The 18,323-nt window shown below is 65.6% G+C and carries 15 protein-coding genes and 2 tRNA genes; 12 read left to right on the forward strand and 5 right to left on the reverse strand.

Going from position 1 to position 18,323, the window contains the following annotated elements:
* The first annotated feature begins 41 nt into the window (after nt 1–41).
* The 7 genes from HK108_RS11700 (at nt 42) to HK108_RS11730 (ending at nt 6,963) form a co-directional block, all read left to right on the forward strand.
* Entirely contained in the window at nt 42–704 is a 663-nt protein-coding gene (locus tag HK108_RS11700; RefSeq protein WP_181271652.1) for a GNAT family N-acetyltransferase, read from the forward strand.
* 74 nt (nt 705–778) lie between these two features.
* Nucleotides 779–2,980 carry a prolyl oligopeptidase family serine peptidase gene (locus HK108_RS11705; RefSeq protein WP_181271653.1) on the forward strand — a complete coding sequence of 734 codons (2,202 nt, stop codon included), beginning with the start codon at nt 779–781 and terminating at the stop codon, nt 2,978–2,980.
* Between the two features lie 10 nt (nt 2,981–2,990).
* Nucleotides 2,991–4,070 carry a lipoate-protein ligase small subunit gene (lplB, locus tag HK108_RS11710; RefSeq protein WP_173155895.1) on the forward strand — a complete coding sequence of 360 codons (1,080 nt, stop codon included), beginning with the start codon at nt 2,991–2,993 and terminating at the stop codon, nt 4,068–4,070.
* Nucleotides 4,067–4,870, forward strand: a complete 804-nt coding sequence (locus HK108_RS11715) for a Type 1 glutamine amidotransferase-like domain-containing protein (protein ID WP_229664105.1) — start codon at nt 4,067–4,069, stop codon at nt 4,868–4,870. The genes lplB and HK108_RS11715 overlap by 4 nt, the downstream gene beginning before the upstream one ends.
* Nucleotides 4,871–4,963: 93 nt before the next feature.
* On the forward strand, nt 4,964–5,749 hold the full coding sequence (gene thyX, locus HK108_RS11720; protein ID WP_139468853.1) for an FAD-dependent thymidylate synthase: 786 nt from the start codon (nt 4,964–4,966) through the stop codon (nt 5,747–5,749).
* 119 nt (nt 5,750–5,868) lie between these two features.
* Nucleotides 5,869–6,447, forward strand: a complete 579-nt coding sequence (locus HK108_RS11725) for a maltokinase N-terminal cap-like domain-containing protein (protein WP_181271654.1) — start codon at nt 5,869–5,871, stop codon at nt 6,445–6,447.
* Between the two features lie 81 nt (nt 6,448–6,528).
* On the forward strand, nt 6,529–6,963 hold the full coding sequence (locus HK108_RS11730; protein ID WP_181271655.1) for an HIT family protein: 435 nt from the start codon (nt 6,529–6,531) through the stop codon (nt 6,961–6,963).
* A 73-nt stretch (nt 6,964–7,036) separates the two neighbouring features.
* Here HK108_RS11730 and HK108_RS11735 read toward each other — a convergent pair whose 3' ends face one another.
* The 3 genes from HK108_RS11735 to HK108_RS11745 form a co-directional block, all read right to left on the reverse strand.
* Nucleotides 7,037–8,092 carry a zinc-binding dehydrogenase gene (locus HK108_RS11735; protein ID WP_181271656.1) on the reverse strand — a complete coding sequence of 352 codons (1,056 nt, stop codon included), beginning with the start codon at nt 8,090–8,092 and terminating at the stop codon, nt 7,037–7,039.
* A gap of 129 nt (nt 8,093–8,221) precedes the next feature.
* Nucleotides 8,222–9,151: a 3-methyladenine DNA glycosylase gene (locus tag HK108_RS11740; protein WP_373284087.1), complete on the reverse strand. Its 930-nt coding sequence runs from the start codon at nt 9,149–9,151 to the stop codon at nt 8,222–8,224.
* 76 nt (nt 9,152–9,227) lie between these two features.
* Nucleotides 9,228–12,005 (reverse strand): ATP-dependent RNA helicase, encoded by a 2,778-nt coding sequence (locus HK108_RS11745; RefSeq protein ID WP_181271657.1) that lies wholly within the window; start codon nt 12,003–12,005, stop codon nt 9,228–9,230.
* A 128-nt stretch (nt 12,006–12,133) separates the two neighbouring features.
* Between HK108_RS11745 and HK108_RS11750 the strand changes: the two genes are divergently transcribed.
* From HK108_RS11750 to HK108_RS11770, 5 genes are all read left to right on the forward strand, one after another.
* A complete protein-coding gene (locus HK108_RS11750) occupies nt 12,134–12,940 on the forward strand; it encodes a fumarylacetoacetate hydrolase family protein (protein WP_139468848.1) in 807 nt (268 codons plus the stop codon).
* 129 nt (nt 12,941–13,069) lie between these two features.
* On the forward strand, nt 13,070–14,536 hold the full coding sequence (gene gltX, locus HK108_RS11755) for a glutamate--tRNA ligase (protein WP_181271658.1): 1,467 nt from the start codon (nt 13,070–13,072) through the stop codon (nt 14,534–14,536).
* A gap of 2 nt (nt 14,537–14,538) precedes the next feature.
* Nucleotides 14,539–15,867, forward strand: coding sequence for an alpha/beta fold hydrolase (locus HK108_RS11760; protein WP_181271659.1), 1,329 nt, complete (start codon nt 14,539–14,541; stop codon nt 15,865–15,867).
* A 201-nt stretch (nt 15,868–16,068) separates the two neighbouring features.
* A tRNA-Gln gene (locus HK108_RS11765) sits at nt 16,069–16,140 on the forward strand.
* A gap of 37 nt (nt 16,141–16,177) precedes the next feature.
* A tRNA-Glu gene (locus HK108_RS11770) sits at nt 16,178–16,250 on the forward strand.
* Nucleotides 16,251–16,413: 163 nt separating this feature from the next.
* On the opposite strand, the gene HK108_RS11775 is transcribed toward HK108_RS11770, so the two are convergent.
* Both HK108_RS11775 and HK108_RS11780 read right to left on the reverse strand, forming a co-directional pair.
* Nucleotides 16,414–17,160: a DUF4282 domain-containing protein gene (locus HK108_RS11775; RefSeq protein WP_181271660.1), complete on the reverse strand. Its 747-nt coding sequence runs from the start codon at nt 17,158–17,160 to the stop codon at nt 16,414–16,416.
* 106 nt (nt 17,161–17,266) lie between these two features.
* A complete protein-coding gene (locus tag HK108_RS11780) occupies nt 17,267–18,268 on the reverse strand; it encodes an aldose 1-epimerase family protein (RefSeq protein WP_181271661.1) in 1,002 nt (333 codons plus the stop codon).
* Between the last annotated feature and the right edge of the window lie 55 nt (nt 18,269–18,323).

Here is an 18,323-nt window from a genome sequence, read left to right on the forward strand (position 1 = left end):
AGTTCAACTGCCCGCTCCGTCACGGGACTATGGTGATAGTCATGAACGACCTCAACGGGCAGTCGTCGCCCGCTGACCACATCGCGCCCTCCGGCCAGGCGGACGTTCCCGCGGTCGAAATCGTGTGGGGGATGCCGATGGGAATGGGTCCGTTGTGGCAGGGCGTGCCCTCGGGGCCGGGAATCGCCGGAGTCCTCCCGCCCCGCGACGAGGTCGAAGCAGTCTATGGGGCCGCTGCCGCCGAGCCGCCGCTGAACGAGGACCCGAGGTTTGCGGCAGTGTTCGCCGACGTCTACGAAGTCTCCGTCCGCAACGGGCAGGTCCTCATGACATTGACCCGGACCCAGCCCGACGGCCGGCTGAGCTCATTCGCCTACGGACACCATTGGAAATGGGAAGAACAGAAATATCCGTGGGCCTTCGAACTGCAGCGCCGCCTCGGCGAGGTTTCGACCGAACTCGAATCGACCTTCGCTCTCAACCTGCTCGCCCGTGATCCGAACCGGCGCGAACGAGGACTGGGACGGCGCACTCTCGAGGCGTGGATCGGGGAGGTCGGACGCTTCGGCTGCTGGCTGCAGACCGACGATATCGACAGCCCGGCACGACGGCTCTACGAGGAACTCGGCTTCACCGAACTCGGCCACGGGCCCGAAGCACCCAACGGGCACCCCGGCTTGGTCATGTTCCGCAGCCCGCGGTGAGAAATCCTCGGCAGAACAGTTTCTCGTCAGCGGCGACACGTGGCCGCGTCGGCGGCGGTCACTAGGATGGGAGCATGCGTGAAGAAGACTCCTCGAAGGCGGTCTCGACGGTGAACGCCGAACTGCCCGACGACGAAAACCTCTGGCTCGAAGACATCTACGGCGAGGAGCAGATCGCCTGGGTGAAGGACCAGAACGCGAAGACCCTCGAACGTTTTCACGACGGCCTCTTCGACGACATCTCCGGTGATCTGCGCACTGCGCTGGACTCCGACGACCGCATCCCAATGGTCACCAAACGCGGGGACCACTTCTATAACTTCTGGCGGGACAAGACGAACCCGAAGGGCCTGTGGCGACGCACCTCCTGGGACAGCTACCGCACGGCCACCCCCGACTGGGAAGTGCTGCTCGACCTCGACGAACTGGCTGCAGAGGAAGACACCGCCTGGGTCTGGTCAGGAGCGATGGTGCGCCGCAGCGACAACCGCCGCGCACTCGTCCTCCTCTCCCCGGACGGAGGTGACTCACACCGAGTCCGCGAATTCGACCTCGACGACCGCGCCTTCGTCGACGGCGGCTTCGACATCCCCGCCGCCAAAACACGGTTGGCCTGGCTCGACGACGACACCGTGCTCGTCGCCACCGAAACCGACGCCGACTCACTGACGACCTCGTCCTACCCACGCCAAGCCCGAGCGCTCCGCCGCGGTCAGAGCCTCGACGACGCCCCGATCGTCGCCGAAGTGCCACGCGACCACGTGGCGATCTTCGTCGGCAGCGACATCCGCCCCGACACCGAGGCCACCGACCGCGCCGTCATCATCGACGCCATCGACTTCTTCAACTCGACGATGAGCTTCCTCGACCTCGCCGACATCACGAGCGCAGACGGTTCGCTGTCAGTCGAACCGACGGCATGGGCCGACGCGCTCAACAGTGTCGACGTCCCCACCGACGTCGAGGTCGGCTTCGAGCGCGACCTCGTGCTCTTCCGACCCCAGTCGACGTGGACGTCCGCCACCACCGAGGTGGCCGCCGGCGGCCTCGCCATCGCCGATATCGATGCCGTCAAGGCAGGCGAGATCGCTCCGCGCGTGATCTTCACCCCCGACGCCCACACCTCCCTGCAGTCCTTCACCTCCACCCGGGACTACCTCGTGCTCGAGCTGCTCGCCGACGTACAGTCGAAGCTCACGGTCCTCGACCTGAACAACGACTTCGCCGAATCCGCACTGCCCGGAGTCCCGGCCAACCATATGGTCGGCCTCGGCGCGGTCGACAAGTACGACCCGGCCACCGCCAACGACTTCTGGATGGTCAGCACCGGCTTCCTCACCCCTTCGACATTGTCGTACGGCACATTGGGCCCCTCGGACGAAGCTGCGGGAACGAACGAGTCCAGCATCGAGGTGATCAAGTCAGCCCCGGCGATGTTCGATGCCGAAGGGCTGAGCGTCGAACAGCACTTCGCCACCAGCGCCGACGGAACGAAGATCCCGTACTTCCAGATCGGAGCCGACGACCTCCCGCTCGACGGAGAGAATCCCACCCTGCTCGACGGCTACGGCGGCTTCGAAGTCAGCCGCACTCCCGGATACTCACCCGTTGTCGGCATCGGCTGGCTCAGCCGCAGCACCACCGGCAACACCCTCCCGGCAGGTCGCCGAGGCGTCTATGTCCTCGCGAACATCCGCGGCGGAGGCGAATACGGACCCGAATGGCACACCTCGGCGATGCGGGAGAACCGCATGCGCTGCTATGAGGACCACTCGGCCGTGGCACGCGATCTCATCGCCCGCGGAGTGACGAGCCCGAAGACGCTCGCCTGCGCCGGCGGATCCAACGGGGGCCTGCTGGTGGGCAATATGCTCACCCAATATCCCGAGCTCTTCGGTGCTGTGTCCTGCGGCGTTCCGCTGCTGGACATGGCCCGATACACGAAGCTCAGCGCCGGCTATTCGTGGAAGGCCGAGTACGGAGACCCGGACGTGGCCGAGGACTGGGCGTTCATCAGAGAGTTCTCTCCCTACCACCTCCTCGAGGACGGTCAGGCCTATCCGCCGGTGCTGTTCTGGACGGCCACGTCGGATGATCGGGTGGGGCCGGTGCAGGCACGAAAGATGGCCGCCCGGATGCAGGCGGACGGAATCGAGAACGTGTGGTTCTTCGAAGACACCGAAGGCGGACATTCCGCCGCTTCGGACAATGAACAGACCGCATTCACCCGGGCGCTGAGCTACCGGTTCATGTGGAACGCACTGACAGGGGAGTAGGTTGGGAGACATGACGAACGAGACGCAGCACTTCCACGGCGAATACAAGGTCATCGGCGGCAAACTCGTCGTCGCCGATGTCACCACCGACGGTCAGACCATCACCGAGGTGAAGATCTCCGGGGACTTCTTCCTCGAACCCGAGGAAGCCTATTTCGACCTGGCACCGGCCCTCGTCGGCGCCAGCGTCACTGCCGATAATGCGGCGCTGCGCGGCCGCCTCGACGAGGCTCTGGCCGGCTACGGTTCGGAGCTGGCGATGCACGGCTTCTCCACCGCCGATATCGCCACCGTCGTGCGACGGGCGCTGGGATCGGCGGCGAACTTCACTGACTTCGACTGGCAGGTCATTCGCGGCGAGGTGCTGCCGACTCAGCTCAATGTGGCACTTGATCAGGTCCTGCTCGAGGAAGTTGCGGCAGGTCGTCGTCAGCCGACTCTGCGGTTCTGGGAGTGGGAGGACACGGCCACCGTCATCGGGGCCTTCCAGTCCTACGTCAACGAGCTGCGGCCCGAAGGCGTGGAGAAGTACGACGTCCAGGTCGTGCGTCGCATCTCGGGCGGAGGTGCGATGTTCATGGAAGGCGGCAACTGCATCACCTATTCGATGTTCGTCCCGCCTGCCCTCGTCGCCGGCCTCGACTATGAGGAGTCGTATGTGTTCCTCGACCAGTGGGTGCTCGCGGCTCTCAAGACCCTCGGCGTTGAGGCGTTCTACAAGCCGATCAACGACATCTCCTCGACCGGAGGCAAGATCGGCGGTGCCGCACAGAAGCGCAATCGCGACGGCACACTGCTCCACCACGCGACGATGAGCTACGACATCGACGCGGACAAGATGGTCGAAGTTCTGCGCATCGGCGAAGCGAAGATCTCCGACAAGGGAGTGGCGAGCGCGAAGAAACGCGTCGACCCGCTGCGGAGTCAGACCGGTGAGGCACGCAAGGACATCATCGATGTCATGGCAGACACCTTCGCCACCCGCTACGGGGCCACTTACGGTACCTACACAGAGGAGGAACTCAAGCGGGCGCAGGAACTCGTCGATGAGAAGTTCGGGACCGAGAAGTGGACGCACCGAGTGCCGTGAGCATCTCTGAATCCACCGCTTTCCGGGGCACGATTGTGGCCCTCGGCGGCGGTGGGTTCTCGGTGTCCGAGACCGGGGAATCGGCCATTGATGACGAGCTGGTGCGCATGGCCGCCAGACGGATCCGCGGCGGCGCTGAGGACGAGGCCGGTGCTCAGAGCGGCTTCGGCGCCTCTGTTGGACTCCCGAACGTCTGCTTCGTCCCGACGGCATCCGGCGACAGCCGCGACTACATCGAGCGGTTCGAAGCGACATTCGAGGCGCGGGCACGAACCCATGTCCTCTCCTTGTTCGGGCAGAGTCCGTGGGACTACCAAGATCCGGCGATGCTGCTCGACATGGACCTCATCTACGTCGGCGGCGGCTCCACGGCGAATCTGCTCAGCCTCTGGCGCAGGCATGGCGTCGACCAACGGATGAGAGAAGCGGCCGCCGGAGGAACGATCCTCGCCGGCATCAGCGCCGGTGCGAACTGCTGGTTCGCGGCATCTTCGACGGATTCATTCGGTCCGCTGGCACCGCTGAACGACGGGCTCGGATTCCTGCGGGGGAGTGCCTGCCCGCACTTCCATGGAGAACCCGGACGGAAGGAATCCTTCCGGGAATGGATCGCCCAGGGCCGGCTTCCCGGCCCCGGAATCGCCATCGATGATCATGCCGCGGTCGTATACGTCGACGGTGCAGCCACCTCGGTGATGGTGGAATCCGCGGGGGCGCAGGCGTTCGTCGTTGATACGGGCGGTCGCCTGCACAACCTCGACGAACAGGGCCCCGTCGCATCTGTCAGCCAAGACGGTTGAGGCGAGGAGAATTTCGGTGCGGACCGGTCGCCGCAACCAGCCGGGCTGTCTGTAGGATTGGGAATCAATCACGTCCCCTTCACTAGGAGAGCCATGCGCCAGGTCGAACCGTCCGTTGAACTGCTCGCCAAGCCCAATATCGATTGGGAAGCGATGAGGACTTACCTCGACGAGGTGGGCGGAACCTCCTGGGCGGACCGGGTCGAAGATGCGGAATCTCCCGACGCCGAGGATCTCCTCGAGTTCTCCGGACGCATGTGCTATCGCTCGTGGGAGCCGGGACTCAACCCGAACGTCTCGCGGGTGCGCACCGATTCCGCGCAGTACCTCGGCAACGTCGTGAAGTCCCAGCACGGATCCGTGCTCGAACACGCGAACTTCACCTTCGTCCTCCACAACGTCTCGCGCGTGCTCACCCACGAACTCATCCGCCACCGCGCAGGATCGGCGTTCTCGCAGGAATCGCTGCGCTACGTCCGCCTCACGGACATCCCATTCTGGTTCCCCGAGTGGGCCCGCGAAGATCCCGAACTCATGGAACGCAGCCTCAAGGTCCTCGACACCCTCGAGGAGCACCAGCAGTGGATGGCCGATCATTTCGAGCTTGACGAGGAGGGCACGAAGTTCTCCCACAAGAAGCACATGACCTCGTTCATGCGCCGCTTCGCCCCCGAGGGCCTGGCCACCGGAATCGTCTACACCGCGAACCTGCGTTCTCTGCGCCACGTCATCGAAATGCGCACTGCGAAGGGCGCTGAAGAGGAGATCCGCCTCATCTTCAACAAGATCGGCGAGGTCATGCGCGAAGAGGCACCGGCAGTCTTCGCCGACTACGAAGTCGTCGACGGAGAATGGATCCCCGGCACGCGCAAGGCCTGAGACCACGCAAGGCCTGTTGCGAAGCGTCCGGAGACTTCCGAGCGCCTCACACCTACAGACACCTGACCCGCCCAGCCACACCTGACGCCGACGTCAGACAGATTTCAGGAGGAACCGTCATGGCAGATATCTACGCAGCTCAGCTCAATCCCGGCAAGCTCGACGTCGTCACCGACTGGGTTGCCAAGCAGGACTGGGCCGCCGAGCTCGACCTCGCGGCGAACCCGCTCGAGACTGTTACCGCGTACCGCTTCGACGACCCTGCCGGCGAAGTGGGCATCGAGATCCACATCGTGAAGAGCGGCGACCAATTGCTGCAGGTGCCGCTGACCTACCGCGGAGCACCGCTCGAAGGCGCCGACGAAGCATTCGTGGCGAACATGGATCACTCGGTGCTCGGCAAGCGGTGGGTCTACGCCGGCATGGGCGACCCGCTGTTCCGGCAGCGCCTCGACCACACCATCGCCACCGCGTCGACCGCAGCGAAGCAGTACCGCGTCGATGCTGAGGGCAACCGGGGCGAAGAGATCACCGAGGTGGCCCACGCCTTCGGGACGGGACCTCTGCCGGGTGCCGGCGACGTCGAGATCCTCTACCGCCTGTCGCCCGAGTCTCCGGCGGAGAAGTCCGACGCCGGTCTGCTGTTGGGCCGCTGGGATGGCCAGGACACGAATGTCGTCCTCGCCATCATGGTCTGAGGGCTCGTCAGCACGATCTGAGGGACTCGACCCAGCACCGAACTGGACAAGTGACTGACAGCAGGGGAGGAATCGGAACTGATGAGCAGCGACTGCATCTTCTGCCAGATCGTCGCAGGTGACGCGCCGAGTGCGCCGATCGCCGAGACCGAATCGACGTTCGCGTTCATGGACATCCAGCCCGGGTCGGACGGGCATCTGCTCGTCGTGCCGAAACGGCACAGCACGGACCTGCGGGACATCCCGGCCGAAGATCTGTCTGCGGTGGCGCTCGAATCCCAGCGCATCGCCAAGCACGCTTTCGACGCATGGGGAGCCGATGGCGTCAATCTCCTCAACTGCTGCGGTGCCGAGGCGTGGCAGACGGTCTTCCACTTCCATATGCACGTCATTCCGCGCTACCGGGACAGGGACAAAGACCGCCTGCGGCTGCCGTTCGAACCCGGAATCCGCGGGAATCAGGAACTCATCGGATTCCTGGCCGCGAGCATGCGGGAGTCACTCGGCGACGAGTGAGGCATTGCCGTGATCGCCGCCGTTGCGCTCGACCTCGCCGAGGCGACTCACAGTGCCCGGACCGCCGGCCGTCTCACCTGGCCAGGTCGATGATCGTCATCCCCGCCGAGGCAGAGGGTGACCCCATCGCCTCCATCGCCGCGGGCGCCTCGTCGAGTCCGATGACAGTAGTGACCAGCTCCTGCGGACGCAATCGTCCCTGAACGACAAGGTCCACGAGCTCTGGGTACTCGGCCGCAGCCATTCCGTGCGAGCCGAGCACGCTGAGCTCGAGAGCGATCACGCGCGGCAGATCGACGACCGGCTCCGCGGGCAGCAGCCCGATCTGCACATGCCGACCCAAGGGTGCCAGAGCACCGATCGCCGCCCGGATCGTGTCCTCCCTGCCCAGGGCATCAACGGTCACAGCCACCCCGTCGGGATCAGTCGACGCGAACTGCGCGACCACCTCGGCGCTCAGCTCCTCAGGGCTGAGATCCCGAGCATTGACGCATCGTGCGGCACCGAACTCACGGGCGGATTCCAAGGCCGCATCGCTGACGTCGATGGCGATCACCTTCGCACCGAGGGCCCGGGCGATCATGATTGTCGACAGTCCCACCCCGCCGCAGCCGAAGACGGCGACAGTCTCGTCCGCGGCAAGGCGAGCCCGCACTCGCAGACCATGGAAGGCCGTGGCGAATCGACACCCGAGCCCGACGACGGCCGCGGCCGGCAGGTCCTCGGGCACGGCCACGAGGTTGGCATCGGCATTGTGGATGACGACCTGATCCGCCCACGATCCGAAATGCGTGAATCCCGGCTGCGTCTGATCGGGGCACACCTGCGCATTGCCGGAAACGCACCACCGGCAGTTCCCGCACCCGCACACAAAGGGAACGGTCACCCGCTGGCCGACGTGGAAGTCCTGTACGCCCACACCCGCCGAGGCGACCCGACCGACCAGCTCATGCCCGGGTACGTGGGGCAGGGTGATCGTCGAATCTTGGCCGGTCCACGCATGATGATCGCTGCGGCACACCCCGGTGGCTTCGACGTCGATGACGACTCCCGCACCAGGTGCGGTCGGGGCGGAAATGTCCGTGAGTTCGGGACGGACGGAGAACTGATCGAAGACGATGGCGCGCATACCGTCGATCGTAGGCTCGCCGGTGCCGCGACCGCGAAGACGTCCACGAAACGGCGCGGCCGCAGCGACTGGTCAGCACAGCGGGCCCGGCGCAGCCGCAGCGGCTAACCAGCGCAGCCCCCAGGCGACTCAGCGCGGATGAACTCCCGCGACCGCCAAAGCATCGAGCAGCCGAGCCCGCAGCGCCTGCGCCCTGCCCGAGAAATCCTTCTGCCGCTCCATGTATACGGCCTTGCCCGCAGCGGTCTCGATGGCGACGACCCCGTAGCCCCAACCACGCAGGTCATAGGGGGAGGCCTCCATGTCCAGGGTGCGGATGTCGAGCGCGAGGTCGAAGCAATCGACGACGAGATCCGAATCAGCGATCGGCGAGATCTTCATCGCCCATTTGTACAGATCCATCCCCGCGTGCAGACACCCGGGCTGCTCGTTGGCGACCATGCCCTCGCGGCTCGGCTGCAAGGTGTTGAGAGGCCGGGCCGGTTCGGTGAAGAAGCGGAACGCATCGTGATGCGAACACTGGATGCGGTGGCCTTCGACCACGGCATCGGTCTCGGCGGGGCTCAGCCGCAGGGGCACCTGCTGATGACGGCGCTGCTCGTCGGTGAGACGGTAGACCATCGCCCATTCGTGGATGCCGAAGCACCCGAAGTTCGCTTCCCGACCCAATGTCGACGACAGCAGCGAGGCGATGAACTTCGCCCCGTCCCCACGGTCGGTGCGCCAGGACTCGAGGTCCACCTCGGCGAAATTCTGCGCATCGTCGATGCGGTACCAGCGGCGGTCGAAATATCGACGATCAGCTGCCGTCTCAAGCGTGACGCGCACACCCGGCCCGGGATGCCACTTCTTCAGCTGCCCGACCTTGAACGGGTAATAGGTGAAGAGGAAGTCTTCGACCGGATGGGTCTCCTGTCGCATCCGCCGCTCGATATGCGCATCGGTGCGCTCGGCGATCCGACGCTCGTGCTCGTCACGCAGCCCGCGCCAGATCTCGGCAGGGACGACACCGTCACCGAGGCGGCCCGACGATGTGCCGGCACGCTCGGTCGCCGCCATGGCTGGGGCGGGAGTCGTGGTCGAGGGTGCGGAAGTCACCGCACCATTGTCCCAGACGGTGGAGTCGGGCTCCAGCTCAGCGACCCGAGCGCTTCGTGCCCTTCGCGGCCGATGCGGTGAGTGGATCCTCCGGCCACGGATGCTTCGGGTAGCGGCCCCGGTTCTCGGCCCTGACATGGGCATACGCATTCGCCCAGAACGACGCGAGATCACTGGTGACCGCCAGGGGCCGCCTGGCGGGGGAGAGCAGGTGCATGGTGACCGCCACCCGGCCGTCACAGACGCGGGGCACATCGGTCCAACCGAAGCACTCCTGGAGTTTGACCGCGAGGATCGGGGTCGGCTCGAGGAGATCGGGATCCGGATACTCGAGGCGAACGTGTGACCCGCTGGGCACCTCGATATGGGTCGGGGCCAGCTCATCGAGCCGGGCCGCCTCGGGCCACGGCAGCAGGCCGCGCAGCGCGGAGACGAGGTCGACGCGAGCAGGATCGGAGCCCTTCGCGATGTGGTCGAGCGCATCAGGACACCACTGATCGAGCGTCTCAGAGAGGTGCACCCACGTCACGTCCGGCCATGGGTCCCCGAAGACCGCGCGGAGCAGTCCCAGCCGGGCGCGCAGCGATTCGAAGGCTTTGGAGGGACGCAGAACCTCGCGGGCTCCTCGCTCGCGCACCGATTCGGCGATGGCACGGCGGGCGAGTTCGCGACCGGCCTGGATCGGGGTGGAGGTCAGTTCGATTCCGCCGAGGCGGCTGCGCCGTACCGCACGGACCTTCCCGGACTCGAACGTCGCCGTCTCCTCCGTGTGCAGCAGCCCGGCGCCGGCGAGTTCCGCGGTGTCGACGTCGATGGGAACAGCAGATCGGATGATCGCACGCGATCCGGCCAGGCCCACTTCGGCGATAGCCAACCATGGGCTGCCCTGCAGCGAGGAGTCTCGGGGCAGGCTCGCCGCCGTGCCGGAAGCCAGTAGGTATTCGGAATCGGAGGCGCCGCGCAGACGCGCGATCTGCAGGGGATAGGACAGCGCCGTGACGAGCCCGAGATCCTCGGGAGTCAGCGATGTGCCGGAACCGCCGTTGACTTCAGCGCGGTCGCCGATTCCACCGTTCCCGGTGTCGCCTCCCGTGTCGCCGCCATCGCCACCCTCGCCGCCATCGGAGGCGAACTCGCGTGCGATCGACGCGAACCGTTTGCGGTCCTGAGCGAATCGAGCGTCCTTGCTGCGTCGCAGCTGCCGCAGCAGCGCGGAGAGATCGGCGCCTGGAGCCCGCTGATCGGATTCGATGACGGCGACTGCTTCTGCCGCACGAGCGGGAGAGAGCAGCGCAGCTCCGTCGAGGAGGCCACGTGCCGACCACACCGAGGCGGGAACCGCCGCGATGGCCCGCCCCGACTGGGTGACGTTCAGTGCTGATATCGGGAAATCGGCAGTGTCGGGGCGCTCACCGGTGGGGCGCTCCCCGGCGGGGCGCTCGCCTCCTGCACCGTCCATTGCCGCTGCCGAGATCTCCATGGCTCCCAAGGCGACCAGGTTGTCGACCGCCTGCCGTTTCGGTCCGGCCGGCAGCGGATCTGGCAAGAGGGTCTCGTCGCCGCCCCACACAGCGAGTGCGAGCACTGCGGAGGTGAGATCGGAGGTCGCAATTTCGGGAGGAGTGTGCTCGGGCAGGCTTGCCCAATCCGCCTCTGACATGCACCGATACGCAACACCCGGTCCCTGCCGGGCGGCACGACCGGAGCGCTGTGTTCCCGAAGCCTTCGACTCCCGCATCGTGACCAGCCCGGACATGCGACGCCGCGTATCCAGCCGTGGTCCTCGGGAGAGCCCGGAGTCGACGACGATGCGGACCCCGTCGATCGTCAGCGCCGACTCTGCCACCGAGGTCGAAACGATGACGCGACGGTTCCGTCCCTCGTCGGTGCGTGGGCGCAGAATCGCGTCCTGCTCCTTCGCGGGAGTCCGTCCCGTGAGAGTGTGCACCTCGATCGTGTCACCGGTACCCGAACCACCAGAGCCGATCGGTCCGCCATCACCCGAACCGCCACCTGATTCCACACGGCGCCGCACGCGAGAGGCCACCTCGTCGACTTCGCGTGCACCGGGAGCGAAGACGAGGACGTCGCCCTCACCGGTCTCAGTCAGCGCACGCACCGTCGTCGCCGCCAGATGATCAAGGAAATCCCAGGTCACACCCCGCGCATCAAGGGGCCGCTCCTTCGCCGGTGCCCACCGTATCTCCAAGGGATGAGGATCGGCGGACACCGACAGCAGCGTCGCCGGCGACTGCGGTCCGTCACCGAGACGCGCGGCCCACAGCTGCGCATCCAAGGTCGCCGACATGACGACCACGGACAGGTCCTCGCGCAGATCAGCCAATTCCCGGCACATCGCGAACGCGAGATCCGTATCCAGCTGCCGCTCATGCACCTCGTCGAGAATGACCCCGTCGATACCGGTCAGCTCCGGATCGCGCAGCAGTCGGGACAGAAGCACACCCGTGGTGACGAACTCGATCCGTGTCGCCCGCGAAGTCCGCGATTCACCGCGGACGGTGAACCCCATCACCTCGCCGAGGCGGGTCCCCGTCAACGACGCGAGCCGCCTGGCCGCGGCGCGGGCCGCCATCCGCCGGGGCTGGGTGACGATGATGCGGCCCGGACCAGTCAGGTGCTCAGCGATCATCGGCGGCACCACGGCGGTCTTACCGGTTCCGGGAGGAGCCTCTACGACCAATCTCGGGGCGGGGGTCGCCTCGGCGAGGCCCAACTCATCGATGAGCGCGGCGGCGGGCAGGCCGGCCCCGATGCGGGCGAGATCGAAGGTGTGCGGGAGGTGCGGATCGGGCATGCCACCAGTCTCTCAGCAGGGCGGCCCGGCCCGCACACGGGACACAGCGGGGGATCTGCTGGGATCCGATCACGGATCGATGAGCACCGACGCGCGGAAGGCACCAGGCACTGACTAGACTGTGACACATGCGTATCGCCAGATTTGTACATCAGGACGAACCCAAATACGGAGTCGTCGAAGGTGAAGTGCCGCCGATCACCGACGGAAGCTGGGACACGTCGGGACTCGAACTCGCCGTTCTCGACTCGGACCCCTTCTTCTCTCCGGCCCAATCGACAGGCGAGAGGCTGAAGATCGACGACGTGCGTCTGGTCAGCCCCATCCTGCCGCGTTCGAAGGTGATCGGCGTGGGCCGCAACTTCGCCGCACACGCAGCAGAACTCGGCAACGAGGTTCCCGTGACCCCGGTGACCTTCTTCAAGCCGAACACCGCGGTCATCGGCCCCGGCGACCCTATCCGCCTGCCCGCGATCAGCGAATACGTCTCCTATGAGGCCGAACTCGCCGTCGTCATCGGCCGTGTGGCCAAGGGTGTGAAGGCGGAGAACGCCTTCGACCATGTCCTCGGCTATACCGCGAGCAACGATGTCACCCTGCGCGACCTCCAGAAGTCGGACAAGCAGTGGACTCGGGCGAAGGGCTTCGACACCTCGGCCCCGCTGGGTCCCTGGATCGAAACCGAACTCGACGTCGACGACCTCGGCATCCGCTCCTGGGTCGACGGGGATCTCAAGCAGGACGGCACCACCGCCGACTTCATCTTCGATATCCCGACCATCATCGAACACCTGTCGGAGACGATCACCCTGCTGCCCGGCGATGTCATCCTCACCGGAACCCCGGAGGGGGTCGGCCAGATCGTGTCCGGCAACCGCGTCGACATCGCCATCGAAGGACTCGGCGTCCTGTCGAACCCGGTCATGGACGCCTGAACCCACCGCCGCCTCGGCGATCGCATCCACGGAACACCAGAGCCGCCGAACCACCAGCGCCACCGCGCACACCACAGACTCACATCACCCAACAGACTCACACCCGAGAAGATCACGCAAAGGACAATCGTGAGCGTCAAAGTTCGTTTCTGCCCATCACCCACCGGCACCCCGCACGTCGGCATGGTCCGCACAGCCCTGTTCAACTGGGCCTATGCCAAGCACACCGGCGGCAAGTTCGTCTTCCGCATCGAGGACACCGACGCGGCACGTGACTCCGAGGAGAGCTTCGGCCAGGTCGTCGATGCTCTCAAATGGCTGGGCCTGGACTGGGACGAAGGCATCGAGGTCGGCGGCGACAACGGACCCTACCGCCAGTCGCAGCGCGGCGAGATCTACTCAGGCGTCATCGAGAAGCTCAAGGCCGGCGGCCACATCTACGAGTCCTACTCGACCAACGAGGAAGTCGAAGCCCGGCACAAGGCCGCGGGCCGTGATCCGAAGCTCGGCTATGACGGCTACGACCGCGACCTCACCGACGAGCAGAAAGCAGCCTTCCGCGCCGAGGGCCGCGAACCGGTATGGCGCGTGCGCATGCCCGATGAGGACATCACCTTCAGCGACCTCGTGCGCGGCGACATCACATTCAAGGCCGGAACCGTGCCCGACTTCGTCGTCGTTCGTGCCAATGGCCAGCCGCTGTACACCCTGGTCAACCCCGTCGACGACGCGCTCATGGGTATCACTCATGTGCTTCGCGGCGAGGACATCCTGTCCTCGACCCCGCGTCAGATCGCTCTCTACGAACACCTCAAGGCCATCGGCATCGCCGAGGCGACCCCCGAGTTCGGCCACCTGCCCTACGTCATGGGCGAAGGCAACAAGAAGCTGTCGAAGCGCGACCCCGAATCGAACTTGTTCCTCCATCGCGAGAACGGATTCATCCCCGAGGGACTCATCAACTACCTCGCCTTGCTCGGCTGGTCCATCGGACCCGACCGCGACGTGTTCAGCGTCAAGGAATTCACCGAGGCCTTCGACATCCACGACGTCCTGCCCAACCCGGCCCGCTTCGACGTGAAGAAGGCCACCGCCATCAACGCCGACCACATCCGCCTCCTCGAGCCGGATGACTTCCGTGACCGTCTGGTGCCGTATCTCCAGGCCGCCGAGGTGCTCCCGGAGTCCCCGACGGAAGCTCAGCTGCAGATCCTCGACGAGGCGGCTCCGCTCGTGCAGACCCGCATGAAGCTGCTCGGAGAGGCTCCCGACCTGCTCGCGTTCCTCTTCACCTCCGATGACGACCTTGTCATGGCCGAAGACGGACTGAAGACGCTCAAGGACTCTGCACCCGAGGTGCTCGCCGCCTCCATCGAGGTCCTCGAAGGGCTCGACGACTGGACCACGGCGAAGCTCGAAGAGGTGCTGTCGGCGAAACTCGTCGACGAGATGGAGATCAAACCGCGCCTGGCCTACGGACCCCTGCGTGTGGCCGTGTCCGGCCGCAAGGTCTCACCACCGCTGTTCGAGTCGATGGAGATCCTCGGCAAGGACTCCTCGCTGAAGCGCCTCAAGGCACTCGCGGCGCAGCTGTGACCATGGTCGAGCAGAAGAACTGGACCCGTGGGGGACTGCACTTCCGTGACGTGACGGTCACCGTGCCCTTCGACCATTTCGGACGGTCGGGGGAGGCCGCCTCGGCGGGGGAGGGAGCCGCGACTGCCGCCTCGGGGAAGGTGGATCTGCCGGACACGATCGGCGTGTTCGCCCGGATCATCGCCACCGAGGCGGACAGTCAGAAGCCCTACCTCGTGTACCTGCAGGGCGGGCCCGGCGTGGAAGCCCCGCGCCCGGGCGTCGTCGGCGGTCCCGGCGGCTGGGTGAAGCGTGCCCTCGAGGAATTCCAGGTCGTCATGCTCGACCAGCGTGGAACCGGAAGATCGAATCCGATCGGCTCTGTCGATGGGGCCATCACCGGACTGGAGACGGTAGGGGACGACCCGGCCGCGATCGCCGAGGCGCTGTCCTTCTTCCGTGCCGATTCGATCGTCGAGGACGCGGAGATCCTGCGCCGCCACCTCGGCGCGGAAACCTGGTCCCTGCTGGGGCAGTCCTTCGGCGGCTTCACGACTCTGCGCTACATCTCCGCGCATTCGAATGCCCTTCACGAGGTGTACTTCACCGGCGGTCTGCCGGCGATCGGCCTCGACCCGGCGACCGTCTATGGACGCACGTGGGAGGGCATGATCCGCAAGTCCGAGCAGTATTACGCAGCGTTCCCCGGCGACCGTGAGAAGCTGCGGCGCCTCGTCGACCTTGCGTCTGTCGGTGACGGTCTCGCCCTCCCCGGGGGAGCGCGGGCGACGCCGGAGCGGATCCGTCTGCTTGGGCACTTCCTCGGCGCCTCGGATGGTCCGGAGAAGCTGCATTATCTGCTCGACCTCGACTTCTCTTCGGGGGCTTTCCGGCATGACCTCGCCGCGTCTCTGCCGTTCTCGGGGCGCAACCCGCTCTATGCCGTCATCCACGAATCCTGTTGGGCCGACGGCACGGTGACGAACTGGGCGGCCAGGCGGGCGATGCCCGATGCCGTGGTCAAGGATCCGACGCTGCTGGCCGGCGAGCATGCCGGGCCGGAGTCGCTGCACGAGGATCCGGAGCTTACGCCCTTCGCCGAGGTGGCCGAGCTCGTCGCCGCGCGTCAGTGGCCCGGTCTCTACGATGTCGACGCTCTGCAGGCCGCCTCGGTGCGTGGTGCGGCGGCAGTGTACTTCGAAGACGCGTACGTGCCGGTGGAGTATTCGCTGGCCACGGCCGAGCATCTCTCCGGGGTGCAGCCGTGGGTGACGAACGAGTACGAACACAACGGTCTGCGCGCCGACGGCTACCGGGTCCTCGACCGGCTCATCGGCCTCGCTCGCGGGTGAGGCCGGGGCCGTCGGGGCCGGCAGAGCGAGCCTGCGCGCGGGACTTCTGGGCCCGTCGACGGGCCGGGTGCGGTGAGCCTATTCTGTTAAGAAGGTCACACTGAAAAGGAGCCTCTCGGATTTGTCGGGAGGCGGGGTGCTTGTGTAGAGTTATATCTCGTTGCTCAGGGAAATCTCCTCGGGGATGACCTTGAAAAACATTGGGCTATGGTGTAATTGGCAGCACGAGTGATTCTGGTTCATTTAGTCTAGGTTCAAGTCCTGGTAGCCCAGCGGACACAGTCTGGATCAGTCCAGGAGTGTTGTTCTAGCCCCCGTCGTCTAGTGGCCTAGGACGCCGCCCTCTCAAGGCGGTAACGGCAGTTCGAATCTGCTCGGGGGTACGGTTGAGCCCCGCATCGAATTTCGGTGCGGGGCTCACTCTAATTCACGGGCGTTCCTGCACCGTGTCAGCATCTGCGGGTTCAAGATTCATATGCACTGATTGAGATCACCACTTCTGCACACTGAAGCCGCTCCTGCACCAGAAATATAGGGCGCAGTGAGTCAGCGGCCGACTGAATCGGCGATGCGCTTCGTATGTTCGGCAGTCTTGATATTGGAGACGATGAGCTCGAGCACGAGACGCACGCCGATGACCCACAGGGCCGGGATGATCCAGCCGAAGATGATCGACAGGATCAGTGGAAGCACGCTGAAGCTCGGTCCGCCGCTGAGGTAGCTCGACGCCGAACCTGCGGCGATTCCCGTGGTGATGCCGGCGACGATGGTGCCGAGATAGGACAGGACCGCGACCACGATCGCGATGATGTAGATGAAGCCCGCCCACTTCACCGCGATGAAGTTGTCGAAGCGGATATCGAACAGCGACTTGAAGAACCCAGCCTGCTGAGGCGCCGACTGCGGAGCCTGACCATACCCAGGCTGACCATAAGCCTGCTGCTGGGCTGCACCCTGCGAGTATGCGTGCTGCTGATAGGGATCCTGCTGATAAGCGCCGGGCTGCGAATATCCGCCCTGCTGGTACGGCTGCCCCTGTGCCTGATAGGCATTGGGATCATAGGTGCCCTGCTGATAGGTGGGCTGCTCGGGCTGGAACTGCGCATCTTGGCCAGGCTGCGATGCCGGTGCATCCTGGTTGGGCTGGAACTGAGTGTCCTGAGGGTTCTGCCCCGACTGGTTCGAGGCGGACTGGGCACTCTCCGGCTGGTCGCTCGCGCCGGGGTTCTGGCCGTCGAGATTCTGCTCAGCCGAGCTGCTGTTCGGGTCGTTCGGGTTCTGCGGTGTCGACATGGTGTCCCTCTCGAGAAAGGAACGCACCCAGGACAGGGCACGCTCGCCTGATATCTGCCTGTAGTCGCAACCTATCAGGATGCGCCGACTCGCGGCAGGGCGACTGTCATTTCGGAAGGAAGCACGAAGTGTCGTCTGCCCCGGTCAGAGCGATGCTCCACTCGACGACAAGCTCGTCACCCGGGGCGACGACGTCGAAGTCCTCGCCGGCTTCGCCCGCTGCGAATGCATTCGGGGGACAGGTCATCGGCTCGATCGCAATCGCCCGACGTGCCAGATCCTCATCGAGGCCGTCGCCCGTACACGCCTGCCAGGTGCGGAACCCCGGCCCCATCCCGACGACGACCTCGCGCAGATCTGCACCCTTCAGCCGTGCCCGCGACCATCCGTCGTCACCGCGCCGAGGTGAGCCGTACGCATCATCGAGGACCGTGCCGCCGATGAGGCGCAGCGCCCGGAAGTCCTTGCACACCATGCATGCCGAATCATCGGAGGCGTGATCGGCCGGGACGGTAGTGCCGTCATCGAAGGGGCGAACAGCCGTGGGGATAAGCCGCTCATCGGTCTCGTGCCAGTGCGCAGCGGGAATGACGAGCTGAGCCTCATCGACAAGGGCATCGTCAACGGGGTCGGTTGTACCCGGTGGGGCCGTGCCCGGGGAGAGCCACGGATGAAATCCGAAACCGAACGGTGCGGGGGCCGACCCCGTGTTCAGGGCACGTGCGCGCATGCGCAGCTCCGCCTCGGCGAGTTCGAAATCCACCTGCAGATCGAACGCGAACGGATACCCCTCGGTCGGCTCCAGCGTGTATTCGAGACTGACCGTCGACTCGGTGCGCTCAACCACGGACCACGGCACATCGGCGACGAGGCCATGCAGTGCAGCATCCCGCTCAGGCTCGGTGATCGGCAGCCGGTGGCTGTCTCCGGCGAAGTCGTAGCGGCCCCCATCGATCCGATTCGGCCAGGGGGCGAGCACGGCTCCGTCGAAGGCGTTCATCGGCACCACGACCGGACGATCGCCGACGCTGAAGCGAACCAGGCTCGCGCCGATGGGGGAGATGGCCGCCGCTGACTCGTCACAGGCGAGTTCGATGGTGGCGGTCATGGGTCTCCAGGGTGCTCGAGCGCGGGAAGAACAGTTGCAGATATTCTACTCCGTC

It is taken from the genome of Brevibacterium sediminis, assembly GCF_013623905.1.
In the GTDB taxonomy this organism is placed as follows: Bacteria; Actinomycetota; Actinomycetes; order Actinomycetales; family Brevibacteriaceae; genus Brevibacterium; species Brevibacterium sediminis.

Bases quoted from the DNA above. Each gene is read 5' to 3' on its own strand.
- HK108_RS11760 (WP_181271659.1), top strand. From the start codon at position 14,539: ATGGTCGAGCAGAAGAACTGGACCCGTGGGGGACTGCACTTCCGTGAC.
- HK108_RS11745 (WP_181271657.1), bottom strand. From the start codon at position 12,005: ATGCCCGATCCGCACCTCCCGCACACCTTCGATCTCGCCCGCATCGGG.
- HK108_RS11775 (WP_181271660.1), bottom strand. From the start codon at position 17,160: ATGTCGACACCGCAGAACCCGAACGACCCGAACAGCAGCTCGGCTGAG.
- thyX (WP_139468853.1), top strand. From the start codon at position 4,964: ATGCGCCAGGTCGAACCGTCCGTTGAACTGCTCGCCAAGCCCAATATC.
- lplB (WP_173155895.1), top strand. From the start codon at position 2,991: ATGACGAACGAGACGCAGCACTTCCACGGCGAATACAAGGTCATCGGC.
- HK108_RS11725 (WP_181271654.1), top strand. From the start codon at position 5,869: ATGGCAGATATCTACGCAGCTCAGCTCAATCCCGGCAAGCTCGACGTC.
- HK108_RS11740 (WP_373284087.1), bottom strand. From the start codon at position 9,151: ATGGCGGCGACCGAGCGTGCCGGCACATCGTCGGGCCGCCTCGGTGAC.
- HK108_RS11705 (WP_181271653.1), top strand. From the start codon at position 779: ATGCGTGAAGAAGACTCCTCGAAGGCGGTCTCGACGGTGAACGCCGAA.
- HK108_RS11780 (WP_181271661.1), bottom strand. From the start codon at position 18,268: ATGACCGCCACCATCGAACTCGCCTGTGACGAGTCAGCGGCGGCCATC.
- HK108_RS11735 (WP_181271656.1), bottom strand. From the start codon at position 8,092: ATGCGCGCCATCGTCTTCGATCAGTTCTCCGTCCGTCCCGAACTCACG.
- HK108_RS11730 (WP_181271655.1), top strand. From the start codon at position 6,529: ATGAGCAGCGACTGCATCTTCTGCCAGATCGTCGCAGGTGACGCGCCG.
- HK108_RS11700 (WP_181271652.1), top strand. From the start codon at position 42: ATGAACGACCTCAACGGGCAGTCGTCGCCCGCTGACCACATCGCGCCC.
- HK108_RS11750 (WP_139468848.1), top strand. From the start codon at position 12,134: ATGCGTATCGCCAGATTTGTACATCAGGACGAACCCAAATACGGAGTC.